This is a genomic window from Pseudomonas sp. SMSB3 (genome assembly GCF_052041965.1).
Classification (GTDB): Bacteria; Pseudomonadota; Gammaproteobacteria; order Pseudomonadales; family Pseudomonadaceae; genus Aquipseudomonas.
In genome coordinates this window covers 44,427-61,992 of sequence record NZ_JBKGGV010000010.1, presented here as the reverse complement: position 1 = coordinate 61,992, position 17,566 = coordinate 44,427, and the positions used below count along the sequence as shown (strand labels likewise).

Annotated in this window: 17 protein-coding genes; 4 read left to right on the top strand and 13 right to left on the bottom strand. The window is 63.8% G+C overall.

Going from position 1 to position 17,566, the window contains the following annotated elements; translation table 11 throughout:
- Nucleotides 1-76: 76 nt before the first annotated feature.
- From hflC to ACLEJW_RS16925, 9 genes are all read right to left on the bottom strand, one after another.
- Nucleotides 77-946 (bottom strand): protease modulator HflC, encoded by an 870-nt coding sequence (gene hflC, locus ACLEJW_RS16965; RefSeq protein WP_145189978.1) that lies wholly within the window; start codon nucleotides 944-946, stop codon nucleotides 77-79.
- Nucleotides 946-2,124 carry an FtsH protease activity modulator HflK gene (gene hflK / locus ACLEJW_RS16960; protein ID WP_145189975.1) on the bottom strand — a complete coding sequence of 393 codons (1,179 nt, stop codon included), beginning with the start codon at nucleotides 2,122-2,124 and terminating at the stop codon, nucleotides 946-948. The genes hflC and hflK overlap by 1 nt, the downstream gene beginning before the upstream one ends.
- Nucleotides 2,125-2,220: 96 nt before the next feature.
- Nucleotides 2,221-3,522: a ribosome rescue GTPase HflX gene (hflX, locus tag ACLEJW_RS16955; protein ID WP_145189972.1), complete on the bottom strand. Its 1,302-nt coding sequence runs from the start codon at nucleotides 3,520-3,522 to the stop codon at nucleotides 2,221-2,223.
- 12 nt (nucleotides 3,523-3,534) lie between these two features.
- The gene (gene hfq, locus ACLEJW_RS16950; protein WP_027920748.1) at nucleotides 3,535-3,795 is read right to left on the bottom strand and encodes an RNA chaperone Hfq; all 261 of its coding nucleotides are present in this window, start codon (nucleotides 3,793-3,795) and stop codon (nucleotides 3,535-3,537) included.
- A 90-nt stretch (nucleotides 3,796-3,885) separates the two neighbouring features.
- On the bottom strand, nucleotides 3,886-4,857 hold the full coding sequence (miaA, locus tag ACLEJW_RS16945) for a tRNA (adenosine(37)-N6)-dimethylallyltransferase MiaA (RefSeq protein ID WP_145189969.1): 972 nt from the start codon (nucleotides 4,855-4,857) through the stop codon (nucleotides 3,886-3,888).
- 1 nt (nucleotide 4,858) lies between these two features.
- A complete protein-coding gene (gene mutL / locus ACLEJW_RS16940) occupies nucleotides 4,859-6,757 on the bottom strand; it encodes a DNA mismatch repair endonuclease MutL (protein ID WP_440777932.1) in 1,899 nt (632 codons plus the stop codon).
- The gene (locus tag ACLEJW_RS16935; RefSeq protein WP_145189963.1) at nucleotides 6,754-8,184 is read right to left on the bottom strand and encodes an N-acetylmuramoyl-L-alanine amidase; all 1,431 of its coding nucleotides are present in this window, start codon (nucleotides 8,182-8,184) and stop codon (nucleotides 6,754-6,756) included. Before ACLEJW_RS16935 ends, mutL begins: the two co-directional genes overlap by 4 nt.
- 11 nt (nucleotides 8,185-8,195) lie before the next feature.
- A complete protein-coding gene (tsaE, locus tag ACLEJW_RS16930; RefSeq protein ID WP_409520668.1) occupies nucleotides 8,196-8,660 on the bottom strand; it encodes a tRNA (adenosine(37)-N6)-threonylcarbamoyltransferase complex ATPase subunit type 1 TsaE in 465 nt (154 codons plus the stop codon).
- On the bottom strand, nucleotides 8,657-9,517 hold the full coding sequence (locus ACLEJW_RS16925; protein ID WP_313295732.1) for an NAD(P)H-hydrate dehydratase: 861 nt from the start codon (nucleotides 9,515-9,517) through the stop codon (nucleotides 8,657-8,659). Before ACLEJW_RS16925 ends, tsaE begins: the two co-directional genes overlap by 4 nt.
- A gap of 64 nt (nucleotides 9,518-9,581) precedes the next feature.
- Between ACLEJW_RS16925 and queG the strand changes: the two genes are divergently transcribed.
- The gene (queG, locus tag ACLEJW_RS16920; protein WP_440777931.1) at nucleotides 9,582-10,646 is read left to right on the top strand and encodes a tRNA epoxyqueuosine(34) reductase QueG; all 1,065 of its coding nucleotides are present in this window, start codon (nucleotides 9,582-9,584) and stop codon (nucleotides 10,644-10,646) included.
- A 30-nt stretch (nucleotides 10,647-10,676) separates the two neighbouring features.
- Here queG and ACLEJW_RS16915 read toward each other — a convergent pair whose 3' ends face one another.
- Both ACLEJW_RS16915 and orn read right to left on the bottom strand, forming a co-directional pair.
- Nucleotides 10,677-11,288: a trimeric intracellular cation channel family protein gene (locus tag ACLEJW_RS16915; protein WP_145189951.1), complete on the bottom strand. Its 612-nt coding sequence runs from the start codon at nucleotides 11,286-11,288 to the stop codon at nucleotides 10,677-10,679.
- 124 nt (nucleotides 11,289-11,412) lie between these two features.
- Nucleotides 11,413-11,955, bottom strand: coding sequence for an oligoribonuclease (gene orn / locus ACLEJW_RS16910; RefSeq protein WP_145189948.1), 543 nt, complete (start codon nucleotides 11,953-11,955; stop codon nucleotides 11,413-11,415).
- Nucleotides 11,956-12,081: 126 nt separating this feature from the next.
- Between orn and rsgA the strand changes: the two genes are divergently transcribed.
- Nucleotides 12,082-13,113 (top strand): small ribosomal subunit biogenesis GTPase RsgA, encoded by a 1,032-nt coding sequence (rsgA, locus tag ACLEJW_RS16905; RefSeq protein ID WP_313295727.1) that lies wholly within the window; start codon nucleotides 12,082-12,084, stop codon nucleotides 13,111-13,113.
- Nucleotides 13,114-13,162: 49 nt separating this feature from the next.
- Here rsgA and motB read toward each other — a convergent pair whose 3' ends face one another.
- Both motB and motA read right to left on the bottom strand, forming a co-directional pair.
- A complete protein-coding gene (gene motB / locus ACLEJW_RS16900; RefSeq protein ID WP_313295725.1) occupies nucleotides 13,163-14,191 on the bottom strand; it encodes a flagellar motor protein MotB in 1,029 nt (342 codons plus the stop codon).
- A 3-nt stretch (nucleotides 14,192-14,194) separates the two neighbouring features.
- The gene (motA, locus tag ACLEJW_RS16895; RefSeq protein WP_313295723.1) at nucleotides 14,195-15,046 is read right to left on the bottom strand and encodes a flagellar motor stator protein MotA; all 852 of its coding nucleotides are present in this window, start codon (nucleotides 15,044-15,046) and stop codon (nucleotides 14,195-14,197) included.
- A gap of 130 nt (nucleotides 15,047-15,176) precedes the next feature.
- Between motA and ACLEJW_RS16890 the strand changes: the two genes are divergently transcribed.
- Nucleotides 15,177-16,712, top strand: coding sequence for an HDOD domain-containing protein (locus tag ACLEJW_RS16890; protein WP_440777930.1), 1,536 nt, complete (start codon nucleotides 15,177-15,179; stop codon nucleotides 16,710-16,712).
- A 43-nt stretch (nucleotides 16,713-16,755) separates the two neighbouring features.
- Complete coding sequence (locus ACLEJW_RS16885; protein WP_440777929.1) at nucleotides 16,756-17,565, top strand: rhodanese-like domain-containing protein; 810 nt, start codon at nucleotides 16,756-16,758, stop codon at nucleotides 17,563-17,565.
- The last annotated feature ends 1 nt before the right edge of the window (nucleotide 17,566 follow it).

Genomic DNA, 17,566 nt, shown 5'->3' with positions numbered 1-17,566 from the left:
TTCATTCAGGATGCACCCCGCCTGGTGTTTTAGCCGCCGGGCGGGGCGCCACTGCCTGAAAATCAGGGCCTGAGCGTTACGGCTTGCTCTTGTCCAAGTAGCGGAAGAACTCGTTCTTCGCATCCAGGACCAGCACGTCGCTTTTGTTCGAGAAGCTTTCGCGGTACGCCTGCAGACTACGGTAGAACGCGTAGAAATCCGCGTCCTGGGTATAGGCCTTGGCGTAGATGGCAGCTGCCTGGGCGTCACCGTCACCGCGGGTTTCTTCCGCTTCGCGGTAGGCTTCGGCGAGCAGTACGCGGCGCTGGCGGTCGGCGTCGGCACGAATACCTTCGGCCAATTCGTTACCCTTGGCGCGGTGCTCGCGCGCTTCACGCTCACGCTCGGTGCTCATGCGATCGAACACGCTGCGATTGACTTCCTTCGGCAGGTCGATGGCCTTGACGCGAACGTCGATGACCTCGATACCCAGCTCCTTGTTGGCCATGCGGTTCAGCGAAGCGGTGATGTCAGCCATCAGCGCGTCGCGTTCACCGGAAACCACCTCATGCAGGGTGCGCTTGCCGAATTGGTCGCGCAGGCCGCTTTCAAGACGTCGCGAGAGGCGCTCGTCAGCGATCTGCTTCATGCCGGAGGTGGCCGTGTAGAAGCGCTCGGCATCCTTGACCCGCCACTTGGCGTAGGCGTCGACCATCACCGCTTTCTTCTCCAGGGTCAGAAACCGCTGGGTCGGTGCGTCGAGGGTCATCAGGCGTGCGTCGAACTTGCGAACCTGGTTCACGTAGGGAATCTTCACGTGCAGGCCAGGCTGGACGTCGGCCTGAACCACCTTACCGAAGCGCAGCAGTACCGCACGCTCGGTCTGGGACACGATGTAGAAGCTGTTCCAGGCCACGATGGCCAGCACCACGGCGGCGATCAGGGCGATCAGCGATCGGTTGCTCATCAGCGGCTCTCCCTAGTGCGCAGCGGCTGCTGTTGCTGTTGCTGGTCCTGCGCCGTACGCGCGGCCGCGTCGTTGACCGACGGGCTGACGCTGGTGCCGGGGGCCGAGTCATTGCGGCTGCCTTGAACCATCTTGTCGAGCGGCAGGTAGAGCAGGTTGTTCTGCCCATCCTTGGCCGTGACCAGGACCTTGCTCGAGTTGCTGTACACCTCTTGCATGGTTTCCAGGTACAGACGTTGACGGGTGACGTCAGGCGCCTTGCGGTATTCACCGACCAGCTTGACGAAGCGATCGGCCTCACCCTTGGCACGGGCGATGACCTCGTCGCGATAACCGTTGGCGTCCTCGATGATGCGCTGGGCCTGACCACGGGCCTCTGGCACCACGCCATTGGCGTAGGACTCGGCCTGGTTGCGGGCACGTTGCTCGTCTTCGCGTGCGCGGATCACGTCGTCGAAGGCTTCCTGCACTTCACGCGGGGCTGCCGCGCTCTGTACGTTGACCTGGGTCACGGTGATACCGGTACGGTAGTTGTCGAGGAAGCGCTGCAGGCGCTCGCGGATATCCACGGCCATCTGCTCACGGCCTTCGGTCAACACCTGATCCATCGAGGTGGAACCCACCACGTGGCGCAGGGCGCTGTCGGTCGCATGTTGCAGGCTGACCTCCGGCTGGTCGACGTTGAGCACGAAGTCCTGCAGGTTGCTGATCTTGTACTGGACGGTCAGCGGCACTTCGACGATGTTCTCGTCTTCGGTGAGCATCTGCCCCTGCTTGGTGTAGGCACGCTCGCGCGTGACGTTTTCCATGTACTTGCGATCGATGGGCGGGAAGTAGATGTTCAGGCCGGGACCGACCGTCTCATGGTACTTGCCGAAGCGCAGCACGACTGCCTGCTCCTGCTCGTCGACCACGTACACGGCGCTGTACAGCCAGATGGCAGCAAGCACCGCCAGGCCGATGCCCAGCAGTCCGAAGCCACCACCCTTGCCGACCTTGCGGTCACCGCCGCCACGTTTTTTGCCACCGCCGAACATGCCGTTCAGGCTGTCCTGCAGTTTGCGGAAGGCCTCGTCCAGATCTGGCGGACCCTTCTTGTCGCCACCACCGCCGCCACCGCGACGGCCGCCCCAGGGATCCTGATTGTTCGAGTTGCCACCCGGCTCGTTCCAAGCCATAGCGCTCTCCATCTGATAAAGCAAAGACGCGCCCACGGCGCGCCGTCCAATGCTACAGAATGCCTGCCACTGACGCCCGGCGACCTCACCGGGCATTTATTGCAAAGTGTGTTGCTCGACAAACACTTGCGGCTCCATGCCTTCACGGCTGACCAGGCGATTCAACTCGACCCTGGGCAACCGAACACTCAGCAAGCTGCGCCCTTCTTCGTCATGCGCTTCACTTTGCACGGCACCCAGGTCGAAGAATTGCGCGCGCAAGCGAGCAAAACGCTGATCCAGACAAAGGGTGCCGACAAACAGATCATCCCCCAGCAACTCGGCAATCGCCTGGCCAACCAACTCCAGACCACGTCCATCGCGAGCCGATACCCAGACCCGTTGCGGCTTGCCATCGGCATCGCGCTGGATCTGCGGCTCGACATCTTCAAGCAGGTCGAGTTTGTTATAGACCTCGAGGATCGGCAAGCCTTCGGCACCGATCTCGCCCAATACCGCGAGCACCTGCTCGATCTGCTCCATGCGCTCGGGCTCATGGGCGTCGATCACATGCAGGAGCAGGTCGGAATTGCTCGACTCTTCGAGCGTAGCCCTAAATGCCTCGACCAGCTTGTGCGGCAGGTGACGAATGAAGCCCACCGTATCGGCCAACACGATCGGCCCCAGGTCAGCCAGTTCGAGCCGGCGCAGGGTCGGGTCGAGGGTGGCGAACAGTTGGTCAGCCGCGTAGACCTCGGATTCGGTGAGGGCGTTGAACAGGGTCGACTTGCCGGCGTTGGTATAGCCGACCAGCGACACGGAAGGGATGTCGGCGCGCTTGCGCCCGCGGCGAGCCTGCTCGCGCTGGCTGCGCACCTTCTCCAGGCGCCCTTTGATCTGGCGGATACGCACCCGCAGCAGACGGCGGTCGGTTTCAAGCTGGGTTTCACCCGGGCCGCGCAGGCCAATACCGCCTTTCTGCCGCTCGAGGTGGGTCCAGCCGCGCACCAGCCGCGTGCTCATGTGGTCGAGCTGGGCCAATTCGACCTGCAGCTTGCCTTCATGGGTACGCGCCCGCTGGGCGAAGATGTCGAGAATCAGCCCGGTACGGTCAAGCACACGACACTCGAACACACGTTCGAGGTTGCGCTCCTGACTGGGCGTGAGGGTGTGATTGAAAATCACCAGGTCGACCTGTTCGGCTTTGACCCGATCGCGCAGTTCCTCGACCTTGCCGCTGCCAATCAGGTACTTGGCCGTAGGCTGATGCCTGGCGACCGTGGCCAACGAAACGATGTCGGCTCCGGCCGACAGTGCCAGTTCCTGAAACTCCTGCGGGTCTTCGCGCGCCTCAGGGTTCTGACCTTCCAAGTGAACGAGCAACGCCCGTTCACCACCACCGTGGCGCTCAAAGAACAATGCAGGCTCCTATCAGGCGTTGCCTGGCTCGCTGTCGCCGTGTTCGGAATCGGACGGGCTTGGCAGGCGAACCGGGCGGGCAGGGACGACGGTCGAGATAGCGTGCTTGTATACCATCTGGCTGACGGTGTTCTTCAGCAGCACCACGAACTGGTCGAAAGATTCGATCGAACCCTGCAGCTTGATCCCGTTGACCAGATAGATCGACACCGGGACCTTTTCTTTTCTCAGTTGGTTCAAGTAAGGGTCTTGTAGCGAATGCCCTTTTGACATATGCCGCACTCCTGTAAGGAAAATAGAAAATCAGAAAAATCGATAAGTTAGGCCGCCCCATCGCAAGAATAGACGGCAATCAGCAGGGACTCAGCTCAATATGGAGACGGACCCCAGGTATTTCAAGGTGCGGGACAGATTGTCGCAGGCCAGGCTGTCTAGCCAGTGTACGTCTGGCCAGCCGCGCAACCAGGTGAACTGCCGCTTGGCCAGCTGCCGAGTGGCGATGATACCGCGTTCGCGCATCTCATTCTCAGTCAGCTTGCCATCGAGGTAGTCCCAGACTTGCCGATACCCCACTGCCCGTATAGACGGCAGCCCGGCGTGCAAGTCACTTCTGGCTCGCAGCGATCGGACCTCCTCGACGAAGCCCTGTTCCAACATTTGTGAAAATCGTAACGCAATTCGCTGATGCAGAATGTGACGATCGGCAGGTGCGATGGCCAAACTGGCGACAGTATAGGGCAAATGCCCGCCCGCGCCTGTGTCTGCGTCGGCACTTTGCGCTGCTTGGCGCTGACGATGGGCGGTCATGCTCTGCCCACTGACCCGATAGACCTCCAGCGCCCGGATCAGCCGCTGCGGATCGTTGGGGTGGATGCGCGCCGCCGATTCCGGGTCGATCGCGGCCAGCTGGCGATGCAACTCGCTCAGCCCCAGCGCCTCGGCCTCGGCTTCGAGGACGGCGCGCACCGCACTGTCGGCTGCCGGCATGTCCGCCAGGCCGTCGATCAATGCCTTGTAATAAAGCATGGTGCCGCCGACCAGCAGCGGAATCTTGCCGCGCGCGCTGATGTCGGCCATCGCCTCCAGGGCATCGGCACGAAACTGCGCTGCCGAATAACTTTCGGCAGGGTCGCGGATGTCGATGAGCCGGTGTGGGTAGGCTGCCAGGGTGGCCTTGGACGGCTTTGCCGAACCGATGTCCAGGCCGCGATACACCAGCGCCGAATCGACGCTGATCAACTCACAGGGCAAGGCCTGGGTCAGCTCGATGGCAAGATCGGTCTTGCCGGCCGCCGTCGGGCCCATGAGAAATATTGCCGGAGGCTTGCCGCTCATTTCATCGACCGCGCAGGAAAAGTTTGTCCAGATCGTCAAGACCCATCTGGGTCCAGGTAGGCCGACCGTGGTTGCATTGGCCGCTGCGCTCGGTGTTTTCCATGTCGCGCAGCAAAGCGTTCATCTCGGGAATGGCCAGGCGTCGATTGGCCCGCACCGCGCCGTGGCAGGCCATGGTGCCGAGCAACTCGTTGAGGTGCGCCTGGATCCGGTCGCTGGTGCCGTACTCCATGAGGTCGGCCAGCACGTCCTGCACCAGGCGATTGGCCTCGGCCTGCTTGAGCAGTGCCGGGATCTGGCGGATGGCCAGGGTTTCCGGGCCCAGGCGCTGCAGTTCGAACCCCAGGCGCTGGAACCAGGCGCCGTGCTCCTCGGCGCAATCGGCCTCTCGTTGGCTCAAGGCCAGTGTTTCAGGCACCAATAACGGTTGGCCGCTGAGCCCCTCGCTGGCCATGGCCACCTTGAGCCGCTCGTACATGATGCGCTCATGAGCCGCATGCATGTCCACCAGCACCAGCCCCACGGCGTTCTCGGCGAGGATGTAGATCCCTTTGAGCTGCGCCAGGGCGTAGCCCAGCGGCGGAATATCACCCTCGCTCTGCGGCAGGGCCGGTGCCGTAGCCGCACCATCGTTCAGCGGCTTGTAGAACTCGCGATATACCGCTTTTGCCTCGGCGGCCGGCAGCGCCTGGGCCGGGCGCGGTGTGTACGAGTATTGGTAGCCTGCCCCGCTGCCGCCATTGGAGATACCCGACTGCAACGTCTGAGGTTGCTCGAGCAATGGCGAGGCCAGGCGCATTTCGCCTTGCGGGCCGAATTCGCCGGCCAGCTGGCCACTGGGACGCAGTGGCTCGGGCACTGCGGCGGGCGCTGCCAGCTGATCTTCCGGACGCACATCGGCCAGGGCCCGGTGCAAGGTGCCGTAGAGGAAATCGTGCACCGAACGGCCCTCACGGAAGCGCACTTCATGCTTGGTCGGGTGCACGTTGACGTCGACACCGTTCGGTTCGAGCTCCAGGAACAGCACGAAGGTCGGATGCCGCCCGTTGAACAGCACGTCGCGGTAAGCCTGGCGCACGGCATGGGCGACCAGTTTGTCGCGCACTGCTCGCCCGTTGACGAAGAAGTACTGCAGGTCCGCCTGGCTGCGCGAGAAGGTCGGCAAGCCGACCCAGCCCCACAGGCGCAGGCCGTTGCGCTCGACATCGATCGGCAGCGCCTGCTCCATGAACCCCGCTCCGCAGATGGCGCCTACACGGCGCGCTCGCGCCATGTCGTCATGGGCCTCGTGCAGACTGAGGATGCTCTTGCCGTTGTGGCGCAGATGAAACGCCACATCGAAGCGCGCCAGCGCCAGTCGCCGGATGACTTCCTGCAGGTGATCGAACTCGGTCTTCTCGGCCTTGAGGAATTTGCGCCGGGCCGGGGTATTGAAGAACAGATCACGCACCTCGACCGAGGTGCCGACCGGATGCGCCGCTGGCTGCACCCGCGGGGTCATGTCGCGGCCTTCGGTTTCCACCTGCCAGGCCTCGCCCGCCGAGGCGGTGCGCGAGGTCAGGGTGAGCCTTGCCACCGAGCTGATCGAGGCCAGGGCCTCGCCCCGGAAGCCGAGGCTCAAGACCCCTTCGAGGTCTTCGAGCTCACGAATCTTGCTGGTGGCGTGACGGGCCAGGGCCAGTGGCAAGTCGTCGGCTGAAATACCGCTGCCATCGTCACGCACGCGCAGCAACTTCACCCCGCCCTGCTCGACGTCCACATCGATGCGTCGGGCACCGGAGTCCAGGCTGTTTTCCAGCAGCTCCTTGGCCACCGAGGCAGGCCGCTCGACGACCTCGCCAGCGGCGATCTGGTTGGCCAGCCGCGGCGTCAGCAGCTGGATGCGGGCGCCACCACTCATTGTGCAGCCAGCGTCGTAGCAGGGATATCCAGGTGTTGGCCGACCTTCAATTCGTCGGTCTTGAGGCTGTTGGTACTGCGCAGGCTGGTCACGCTCACCTGGTAGCGCACAGCCAGCATGGCCAGTGTTTCACCGGGGCGTACCGTATGCTCGCGCGGGCCCTGGGCAATCTTGCCACTGTCACGCAGCCAGGCGACGTAGGTGCCTGGCGGCGGATTTTGCTGGAAGTACTGGCGCACGCCGGTATGAATCGAGCGCGCCAGCGCCTGCTGGTGGCTGGCCGTGGCCAGCTTCGCCGCTTCGCTGTTGTTGGAGATGAAGCCGGTTTCGACCAGGATCGACGGGATGTCCGGCGATTTCAACACCATGAACCCGGCCTGCTCCACCCGCTGCTTGTGCAGCGAGGTCACCCGCCCCATGTTGCCCAGCACCTTCTGCCCGACGTTCAGGCTCGAACTCAGCGTGGCCGTCATCGACAGGTCGAGCAGTACCCCGGCGAGCATGCGGTCCTTGTCGTCGAGGCTGACATTACCGGCGCCACCGATCAGGTCGGAGCGGTTTTCCGTATCCGCCAGCCAGCGCGCCGTCTCGGAGGTGGCGCCACGGTCGGACAGGGCGAACACCGACGCACCGAAGGCGGCGCGCGACGGCGCGGCGTCGGCGTGAATCGAGATGAACAGGTCGGCACCCTTCTTGCGCGCGATTTCGGTGCGCTTGCGCAAGGGGATGAAATAGTCGCCGGTACGGGTCAGCTCGGCACGATAGCCTTTCTCGCTGTTGATCTGGCGTTGCAGCTCCTTGGCGATCTGCAGCACGATGTCTTTTTCATGCTGACCGCGCGAGCCGGAAGCACCCGGGTCTTCGCCACCATGGCCAGCGTCGATGGCGACCACGATGTCGCGCTTGCCGCTCGGCACCGGGGGCAGCTTGATGGCTGGCTGGGCCGGGGTCACTGGCACCGCGGGCGTGGTTGCAGGCGTGGGCACTGGCGTCGGCGGCGGGGTCGGCGCGGTGGCAGCGACAGCGTCGGCTTCCTGATCGTACAGGTCGACCACCAGGCGGTTGCCATATTGGGCGTTGGGCGCCAAGGTGAAGCTCTTGGGGGTAACCGATTTCTTCAGGTCGACCACCACGCGCAGGTCGGTGGCGGTGCGTTGGGCCGAGCGCACACTGCTGATGGGGGTGTTCGAGGTGGCCACGTTCAGCGGCGCCGCCAGGGTTGCACCATTGATGTCGATGACCAGGCGATCCGGCGCGCTCAAGGTAAAGACGCTGTGCTGCACCGGGCCTGACAAGTCGAAAACCAGCCGCGTGTTGTCCGGCGCCCGCCACAGGCGCATGCTCTTGACCTGCGTAACGGCCAAAGCGTCAACGGTCACCGCAGTCAGCAGCAATCCAACCAAAGCGACCAGTGCGCGTATGCGCATACCTACCCCACTTACTGTTTATGGTGTGCGGCCAGTGCAGTGCACCAGGCCTCGCCGCGAGCCCCCTGCGGCACGAGCTCAAGCGAGCGGCCGCCCGCTTGGGGGCTTATGGTAATGGTCAGGTCAGGCTTTGGCAAAACGCCCGCACCCTTTTCTGGCCACTCGAACAGGCACAGCGGGTCGCCCTCGAAATAATCGCGAATGCCCATGAACTCCAGCTCCTCGGGATCGACCAGGCGATACAGGTCGAAATGAAACGCCCGCAGCTCGCCGATCTCGTAGGGTTCGACCACGGTAAAGGTCGGGCTTTTCACTGCACCAGTATGGCCCAAGCCTCGGATCAGACCACGCGAGAGCGTGGTTTTCCCCGCGCCCAGGTCGCCTTGCAGAAAAATCACGCCGTGACCGCCAGTTACCGCAGCCAAATGCGCACCGAAATCAACCGTAGCCGCTTCATCGGCCAGAAACAGGGTTATGCCAGACACGCAGAATGTTCCTCCAACAACTCACGAATGACCGGCGCCAGATCGCTGGCCGCCAGGCCTCTACCTTCTACACCCAGGCGCTCGCCGGCGCAGGCGTGCAGCCAGACGCCCAGACCTGCCGCTTGCCAGGCATCGAGCCCTTGCGCCAGCAAGGCTGCCAGCACCCCGGTCAGCACATCGCCCAGCCCTGCCCCGGCCATGGCCGGGTGCCCGCGCAGGCACTGGGCCAACTGCCCGCTGGGGTCTGCCACCAAGGTGCCGGCGCCCTTGAGCACGCAGACACTGTCATGCCGACGCGCCAACTTGCGCGCCGCGCCAGCGCGGTCGGCCTGCACCGCTTCGGTGGAAATCCCCAGCAAGCGCGCTGCCTCGCCTGGGTGCGGCGTGAGAATGCTGCCACTGGGCAGGGCCAACGGCGCGCGCGCCAGCAGGTTCAGGGCATCGGCGTCCCACACTTGCGGGCAGCGCGCCGTAGCAGCCGCCGACAGCAGGCTGCGCCCCCAGGCGGCCTGGCCAAGGCCCGGGCCCACCACCAGCACCGAGGCGCGATCGAGCAGCGCCATCAGCTGATTGGCCGACTCGACGCCCAGGCACATGCATTCCGGCATCCGCGTCAAGCCAGCAGGCACATGCTGCGCCCTGGTCGCGACGCTGACCAGGCCAGCACCGCAGCGCAGGGCGGCCTCGGCGCTTAGCAGCACGGCGCCACCGGTGCCGAGGTCGCCGCCAACCACCAGGACGTGGCCGAAATCGCCTTTTTGCGCATCAAGCGGACGTGCCGGCAGGCGCGCGACGGTGGCGCTACTGAGCACTTGTGGGGTACTACCGGTGTGTTTGGTCTGCGCCATGGGGTCAAAGGCTCCAATGTCTGGCAGAATTATACGCACCTGAGCCCGTATTGCCTGCCCACCCATGCCTGCTTCTACACCCGACCTCGTCCAACTGGCCCAATCGATCAAGATGTGGGGCCAAGAACTCGGCTTTGCCCACGTTGGCATCGCCGGCGTCGACCTTGGCAAGCATGAACATCATCTGCAACGCTGGCTCGACGCCGGCTACCAGGGCGAGATGGAGTACCTGGGGGCACACGGCAGCAAGCGCGCCCACCCCGAGCAATTGATTCCGGGCACGGTGCGCGTGGTTTCGCTGCGCATGGACTACCTGCCCGGCGACACGCAAATGGCGCAGCGTCTCGCCCAGCCCGAAAAGGCCTATATCTCGCGCTATGCCCTGGGCCGGGACTACCACAAGCTGGTGCGCAAGCGCGTGCAGTTTCTGGCCGACCGTATCCAGGAGGCGATCGGCCCGTTCGGCTACCGGGCTTTCGTCGACAGTGCCCCGGTCCTGGAAAAGGCCTTGGCCGAACAGGCCGGGCTGGGCTGGATCGGCAAGAACACACTGCTGCTCAACCGCAAAGCCGGCAGTTACTTTTTCTTGGCCGAGCTGTTCGTCGACCTGCCCTTGCCGGTCGACCCGCCGCATGTCAGCGAGCATTGCGGACGCTGCCAGGCATGCCTGGACATCTGCCCGACCCAAGCCTTCGTCGGCCCCTACGTACTGGATGCGCGGCGCTGCATTTCCTACCTGACCATCGAGCTGCGCGGGTCGATTCCGCTGGAGCTGCGTTCGAAAATGGGCAACCGGGTGTTCGGCTGCGACGACTGTCAGATCGTCTGCCCGTGGAACCGCTTCGCCACGCCCAGCCAGGAGCAGGACTTTCAGCCGCGGCACGGCCTGGAGAACGCCGAGTTGGCCGAGATGTTCCTGTGGGACGAACGCACGTTCCTGCGCAAGACCGAAGGTGGGCCGCTGCGCCGCGCGGGCTATGAGCGCTTCCTGCGTAACCTGGCGGTGGGCCTGGGCAATGCGCCGTCGACCATCCCCGTGATCGAGGCGCTTAAGGCGCGTCGCGAAGACGATTCGGCGCTGGTGCGCGAGCATGTCGAGTGGGCGCTGGCACGCCACGGCGCAGACTGACCACCCGCGCCGTTTACCGGCCTGGCCGGGCTACTGCTGGTCGTTGTAGTGAAACTTGGGCATTTCCCAGTGAAAGCGGATAGCCAGCAAGCGCAGCAGAAATCCACCAAACAGGGTCAGCAGCGTCGCCTGTTCAGCCTGCACCTGGAAGTACACGCAGCCCAGGTAAAACCAGGCCGCGGCGAACGATACGCTGGCGTACAGTTCGCGACGGAATACCAGCGGGATATCGTTGCAGAAGATATCCCGCAGGATGCCGCCGAATACGCCGGTTATCACCCCACTGATCGATGCCACCAGCATGCCCTGCCCCATTTCCAGCGCGGTCATGCAGCCGATCAGGGTGAAGGCCACCAGCCCCAGGGCATCGAGCACTAGAAACAGCGAGCGCAAGCGCCGCATCATTGGCGCGATGAAAATCGTCAACAGTGCCGCGCAACTGGTCAGCACCAGGTATTCAGGGTGTTTCACCCACGTCAGCGGGTAATGGCCCAGCAGCACATCCCGCACCGACCCGCCCCCAAGCGCCGTGACACAGGCGATCAGCACCACGCCAAACCAGTCCATGCCACGCCGACCCGCGGACAACGCCCCGGTCATGGCCTCGGCGGTAATGGCAATCAAATACAACATCAACAACATGACAGAACCCAGGGGGAGAAGAAGTTGCTAGCTGCAAGCTGCAAGCGGTGCGCGGAGGCTGGAAAACCCCGTCCAGCGCAAAGCGCACCGCCTGGCTTTTAGCTTTTAGCTTGCAGCTTGCCGCTTAGAACTTGATGAAGTGCTCGCGATAGTGGCGCAGTTCGGCGATCGATTCGCGGATGTCGTCCAGCGCCAGGTGGGTGCCGCCTTTCTTGAAGCTGTCGCGCACCTCCGGGGCCCAGCGGGCGGCCAGTTCCTTGAGGGTGGAGACATCCAGGTTGCGGTAGTGGAAATAGTTTTCCAGCTCGCGCATGTGCCGGTACAGGAAACGGCGGTCCTGGCAGATGCTGTTGCCACAGATCGGCGACTTGCCTTTCGGTACCCACTGCTCCAGGAACGCGATGGTCTGGGCTTCGGCTTCGGCCATGCTCACGCGGCTGTCCCGTACGCGCTGGGTCAGGCCCGAGGCGCCGTGGGTGCGGGTGTTCCACTCGTCCATCCGTGCCAGCACTTCATCGCTGTGGTGAATGGCGATCACCGGGCCTTCTGCCAGGGTGTTCAGCTCGCTGTCGGTGACGATGGTGGCCATCTCGATGATCACATCGTGGTCCGGGTCCAGACCGGTCATCTCAAGATCGATCCAGATCAGGTTCTGTGGGTTATGCATGAACGGAACTCCTCGTATAGGCCGTCATAGTAGCCTAGCGTCGCCTCCCACAGGTAAGCAGAATGGTCGGCACCACGGCGTGCTAAACTGCCTGCCGTTTTCAACTTGCCCCACCTTGGAAGGTTCATGGCCAAACGCCAGCTCAATCGTCGCCAAAATTGGCGGATCGAAAAAATCCAGAACGAACGCGCCGCTCGCGCCGCCAAACGCGAGCAGCACGTGCTGCAGGAGCTGGAGGGCGGCGACCTGGGGCCGGAGCAGTTGGGCCTGGTCATCGCCCACTTCGGCGTGCAGGTCGAGGTAGAAGCCCAGGATGGCGAAGCCGCAGGCCAGGTCGTGCGCTGCCACTTGCGCGCCAACCTGCCGGCACTGGTGACCGGCGACCGCGTGGTATGGCGCGCCGGCAACCAGGGCATCGGCGTGATCGTCGCGCAGATGCCCCGCAGCACCGAGCTATGCCGGCCGAACAACCACGGTCAACTCAAGCCGGTGGCGGCCAACGTCGACCTGATCGTAATCGTCTTCGCGCCCGCGCCGGAGCCACATCCGAACTTGATCGACCGCTATCTGGTCGCCGCCGAGCATGCCGGTATCCGGCCGTTGCTGCTGCTGAACAAGGCCGACCTGATCGACGACGAAAACGGCCCCGGTCTGCACGCGCTGCTCGAAGTCTACCGCGACCTGGGCTACCCGCTGCTCGAAGTTTCCGCACACCAGGGCGACGGCATGCAACGCTTGCAGCACATGCTCGACGGCCACATCAGTGTGTTCGTTGGCCAATCCGGCGTGGGCAAGTCGTCGCTGGTCAACAGCCTGCTGCCAGCGGCAGGCACGCGCGTCGGCGACCTGTCCGAGTGGTCCGGCCAGGGTACCCACACCACCACCACCGCGCGCCTGTACCACTTCCCCAACGGCGGCGACCTGATCGACTCACCGGGCATCCGCGAATTCGGGCTCGGCCATGTCAGCCGCAGCGATGTGGAAGAAGGTTTCATCGAGTTTCGCGAGCTGTTCGGCACCTGCCGCTTCCGCGACTGCAAGCATGACCGCGAGCCGGGCTGCGCGCTGCTCAAAGCCCTCGACGAGGGGCGCATCAAGCCGCAACGCATGCACAGCTACCGCTCGATCATCGCCAGCCTGCCCGAAGACAGCTACTAGGAACCAGGCCGTCAGGCATTCATGGAGCCGCACGGCGGCTCCATGCAGTTTACTGGTCCTTGGCTTCGTCCATCTTCAAAGTCCCATCCTCGAAAATGTTCAGCTTCTGCCGCAGCTCCCGCGGCTGCATCGGTGCCGGGTTTGCAGGATCCGCTGGCGCTGCAGTGTCGGGCGCGGCTGCGCCAGGCACAGCTTCGGCCGACGGCGCTGGCGGCGCTTGCTCCGTGCCCTGCTCGCCCTCGATGTTGCGTTGGGCTTTCTTGGTCAGCACGATGATGTCGATGCGGCGGTTGACCGGGTTGAACGGATTCTTGCGGTCGAACAGCGACGATGAGGCGTAGCCCACCACCCGCGCCACCTGGCCGTCTGGATAGCCACCGGCGACCAGCGCGCGACGGGCGGCGTTGGCCCGGTTGGCCGACAATTCCCAGTTACCGAAATCACCGGTGCCGGAATAGGCCTTGGCGTCAGTGTGACCGCTGATGCTGATCTTGTTCGGCACCGCCTTGATGGTGTCGGCCATGGCCAGCAGGATGTCTTCGAAATACGGCTGCAACCGCGCGCTGCCGATATCGAACATGGGCCGGTTCTCGGCGTCCATGATCTGAATGCGCAGGCCGTCCTGGGTGATCTCGAAGAGGATCTGATCCTTGAACTTCTGCAGCTGCGGGTTTTCCTCGACCTTGTTCTGCAGCTCCTGCAACAGCAGCTCCAGACGCTCGCGCTCGACCTGCTCGGCCATGGTCTCGACCCGGTCCTTGTCCAGCTGAATGCTGGTGTCAGGCGTCGGCTCGGACTTCTCCTCGGGGTTGATGGTCTTGTCCGGCGCCAGCTGCGGCGAGCCGCCCAGATCGATGACGTAGGGCGTACCGCTTTCGGAGAAGCCGATCGGGTCCTTGAAGTAACCGGCAATGGCGATCTTCTGCTCAGGGGTGGCCGTGGACAGCAGCCACAGCACCAGGAAGAACGCCATCATGGCCGTGGCGAAGTCGGCGAAGGCGATCTTCCAGGCGCCACCGTGGTGGCCGCCACCATAGCGCTTGACGCGCTTGATGATTATCGGCTGATTGTTTTCCATGGCTTAGCGACCGCGAACTGCTTGTTCCAGCTCGGCAAAGCTCGGACGGTGCTTGAGGTACAGCACCTTGCGCCCGAATTCCACCGCCAGCGAAGGCGGCATGCCCGAAGCCGAGGCCACCAGCGAAGCCTTGATCGACTCATAGAGGTTGATTTCTTCCTTGGCATCATGCTCCAGGCACTTGGCCAGCGGGCCGAAGAAGCCATAGGCCGCGAGGATACCGAAGAAGGTACCGACCAGCGCCGCACCGACGTGCAGACCGATCGAGGCCTGATCGCCGTCACCCAGCGACGCCATGGTCACGACAATGCCCAGTACCGCCGCGACGATACCGAAGCCTGGCATGCCATCGGCGATGCCGTTGACCGCATGGGAGGGGTGCTCGAGCTCTTCCTTCATGCTCAGCAGCTCCATGTCGAACAGGCCTTCGAGCTCATGCGGCGCCATGTTGCCGGTCGACATGATGCGCAGGTAATCACAGATGAACGCGGTCATGCGCTCATCGCCGAGTACCGCGGGGTACTTGGCGAAAATCGGGCTGGCTGCGGCGTCTTCGATATCGCCCTCGATCGCCATCATGCCTTCCCGACGGCTCTTGTTGAGAATCTCGTAAACCAGGCCGAGCACTTCGAGGTAGAACGTGTGGGTGAAGCGCGAACCGAACATCTTCAGCGACTTCTTGATTACATGCATGGTCATGTAACCGGGGTTGGCCTGCAGGAAAGCGCCAAACGCCGCACCGCCGATGATGAGCACTTCGAACGGCTGGATCAGCGCCGCGATCTTGCCGTGGGAGAGTACATATCCGCCGAGCACGCTCGCGAATACGACGATGATGCCGATAATTTTAGCCATAGGATCAAAGCACTTGCTGTCGTGGTCAGGGTGAGGGACGGGAGCTTTAAAACTCTTCTTCTACTTATCGGCAGAACTGCGCCAGACTATAGCCACTCAAAGCGAAAAGCCAGTTTGGACTGATGTCAAAATGCCAATGGAATCCAAGGTGCCTACTGACAATCCGCGTACGCTAGAGGCCTGGGTGAAGCTGCTCGACGGGCTGCGCGTCCCGGTGCCCAAGCACAGCTACGAGCGGGTCATGAATGCCATCAATGACAGCCGCCGCTCGTTGCGTGACATCGCCGAACTGATGCAGGACAGCCCCGCGCTGGTGTTGTCCGCCATGCGCGAAGCCAATCATCCGGCCAATGCCAGCCAGGCCGAGCCAGCCGAAAGCCTGGAAATCGCCCTCAACCGCCTGGGTCTGACCCGCACCCGCGAATTGCTGTTGCGCCTGCCGGCAGTGCTCGAAGACGACATTCCGCCCGTGCTGTGCCAGTTCCTGATGATCAGCCAGCATGCGGCCCAGCAGGCCAGTGGGCTGTTCGCCAGCCGCCTGGCGCGGCTGTGGCAGGAGATCCACTGGGGTAGCCTGCTGTTTCTGGCGCCGCTCTGGCCCATGGCGCTGGCCTATCCGAAGCTGCTCGATGCCTGGGAGTTGCGGGTCATTCACAAAGGCGAGGAAGCGGCCGAGGTCGAACATGAACTGTTCGGCGTGCGCATCATGGCGCTGTGCCAGGCAGTAGCCGAGCACTGGCGCCTGCCGCGCTGGGTCACCCAAGGCTACCGCTTGCTGCTCGAAGAACGTGAGCAACTGGCCCAGGTCCTGAGCATCGCGCGTGAAGACGACCTGCTCGCCCAGCAGCATCGCCTGGACGAGGCGCCGGGCCTGCGCCGCTGGTTCAACGAGCCGGCCAATACCGTGCTGCTGGCCAACAACCTGGCCCTGGCGGCGCAGGTGGGCTGGGACAACCCACACTTGCTGCGCTGGCAGCTGCTGACCGCGCTGTACCTGCAGACTTCGTTGGACGATGTGCAGCAACAAGTGCACCAGCAGGCCGCCGCCAGTGCCCGGCGCCATGCCCGACATGCCCTGTTCCATCCGGCCGAAGCGCTGATCTGGCCGTGGCAGCAACGCCGCCCTCACCCAGACATGCTCGCGCCACCACCGCCGTCGAGCGAAGACCTCGGCCGCTGGCGCACGCTGTGCCAAGACCTGCTGGCCCAGCCCAGCCGCTTCACCAACGCCGTGCACCTGGCCACGCACGCACGCGACGCCCTGCTCGCTGGCGGCATGCAGCGCGTGCTGTTACTGGCATTGGACCGCAACAGCGAAGTACTACGGGTGCAGCAGAGCGCCGGTTTGCCCAAGCAGGCCGACGCCGTGACGCTGCCGGTCGCCGATAGCAAGCTGTTGCAAAGGCTGCTGAGCAAGGCCGGTCAACTGCGCCTGACGCCTGACAACCATGGCCAGTTCGCGCCTTTGCTGCCAACCCCGATACGCGCGCTGTTTCGCAGCGAACACGTGCTGCTGCGTTCGCTGGCGGTCAACGATCAGGTGTTGATGCTGGTGATCGCCGACCAAGGCGGCAAGCCCCTGGCCGATGTCAGCGTGCAAGCGTTCGGTAAAACCGCGCAATGTATCGAGCGGGCGCTGGCGGTGTTTGGCAACCGCGAAGCCTAGGGCATGCGCTACAATCGCTGCTCTTTGCCCCTGGAGAACGTGGATGACTGACTTTTCCGGTCTGCCGCTGGTGATCGAAGCCGCGGACCTGCTACCGCGCCTGGACTGCCCGCAGTTGATCCTGGTCGACTTGAGCAGCGCCAACCGCTATGTCAGCGGGCATATCCCAGGTGCGCGCTTCGTCGAGGGCAAGCGCACCCAGCTCGGGCAACCGCCGGCGCCTGGCTTGCTGCCAGGCCTGGGCGAGCTGGAAAGGCTGTTCAGCGAACTGGGGCACCGAGACGACGCCGTCTACGTGGTCTATGACGATGAAGGCGGCGGCTGGGCCGGGCGCTTCATCTGGCTGCTCGATGTCATCGGTCATCCGCACTATCACTACCTCAACGGCGGCATCCAGGCCTGGCCGGCCGACCAGCTCAGCACCGCAGTCCCGGCCGCCGGCACTGTCCCGGTGCACCTGCACCTGCACAGCGAGCCGACGGCCACCCGCGAATACCTGCAAAGTCGCTTGGGCGCCGCCGACCTGGTGGTCTGGGACGCTCGTGCGCCGCAGGAATTCAGCGGCGAAAAAGTCCTCGCCGCCAAGGGCGGGCACATACCCGGCGCGGTCAATTTCGAATGGACCGCCGGCATGGACCTCAATGATCACCTGCGCATCCGTCACGACATCGCCGACGTACTGGCGCAGCTGGGTATCACCCCCGACAAGGAAGTGATCACCCACTGTCAGACTCACCGCCGCTCCGGCTTTACCTACCTGGTGGCCAAGGCCCTCGGCTACCCACGCATCAAGGCCTATGCCGGTTCGTGGAGCGAATGGGGCAACCACCCGGACACGCCTGTCGAAGTTTAAG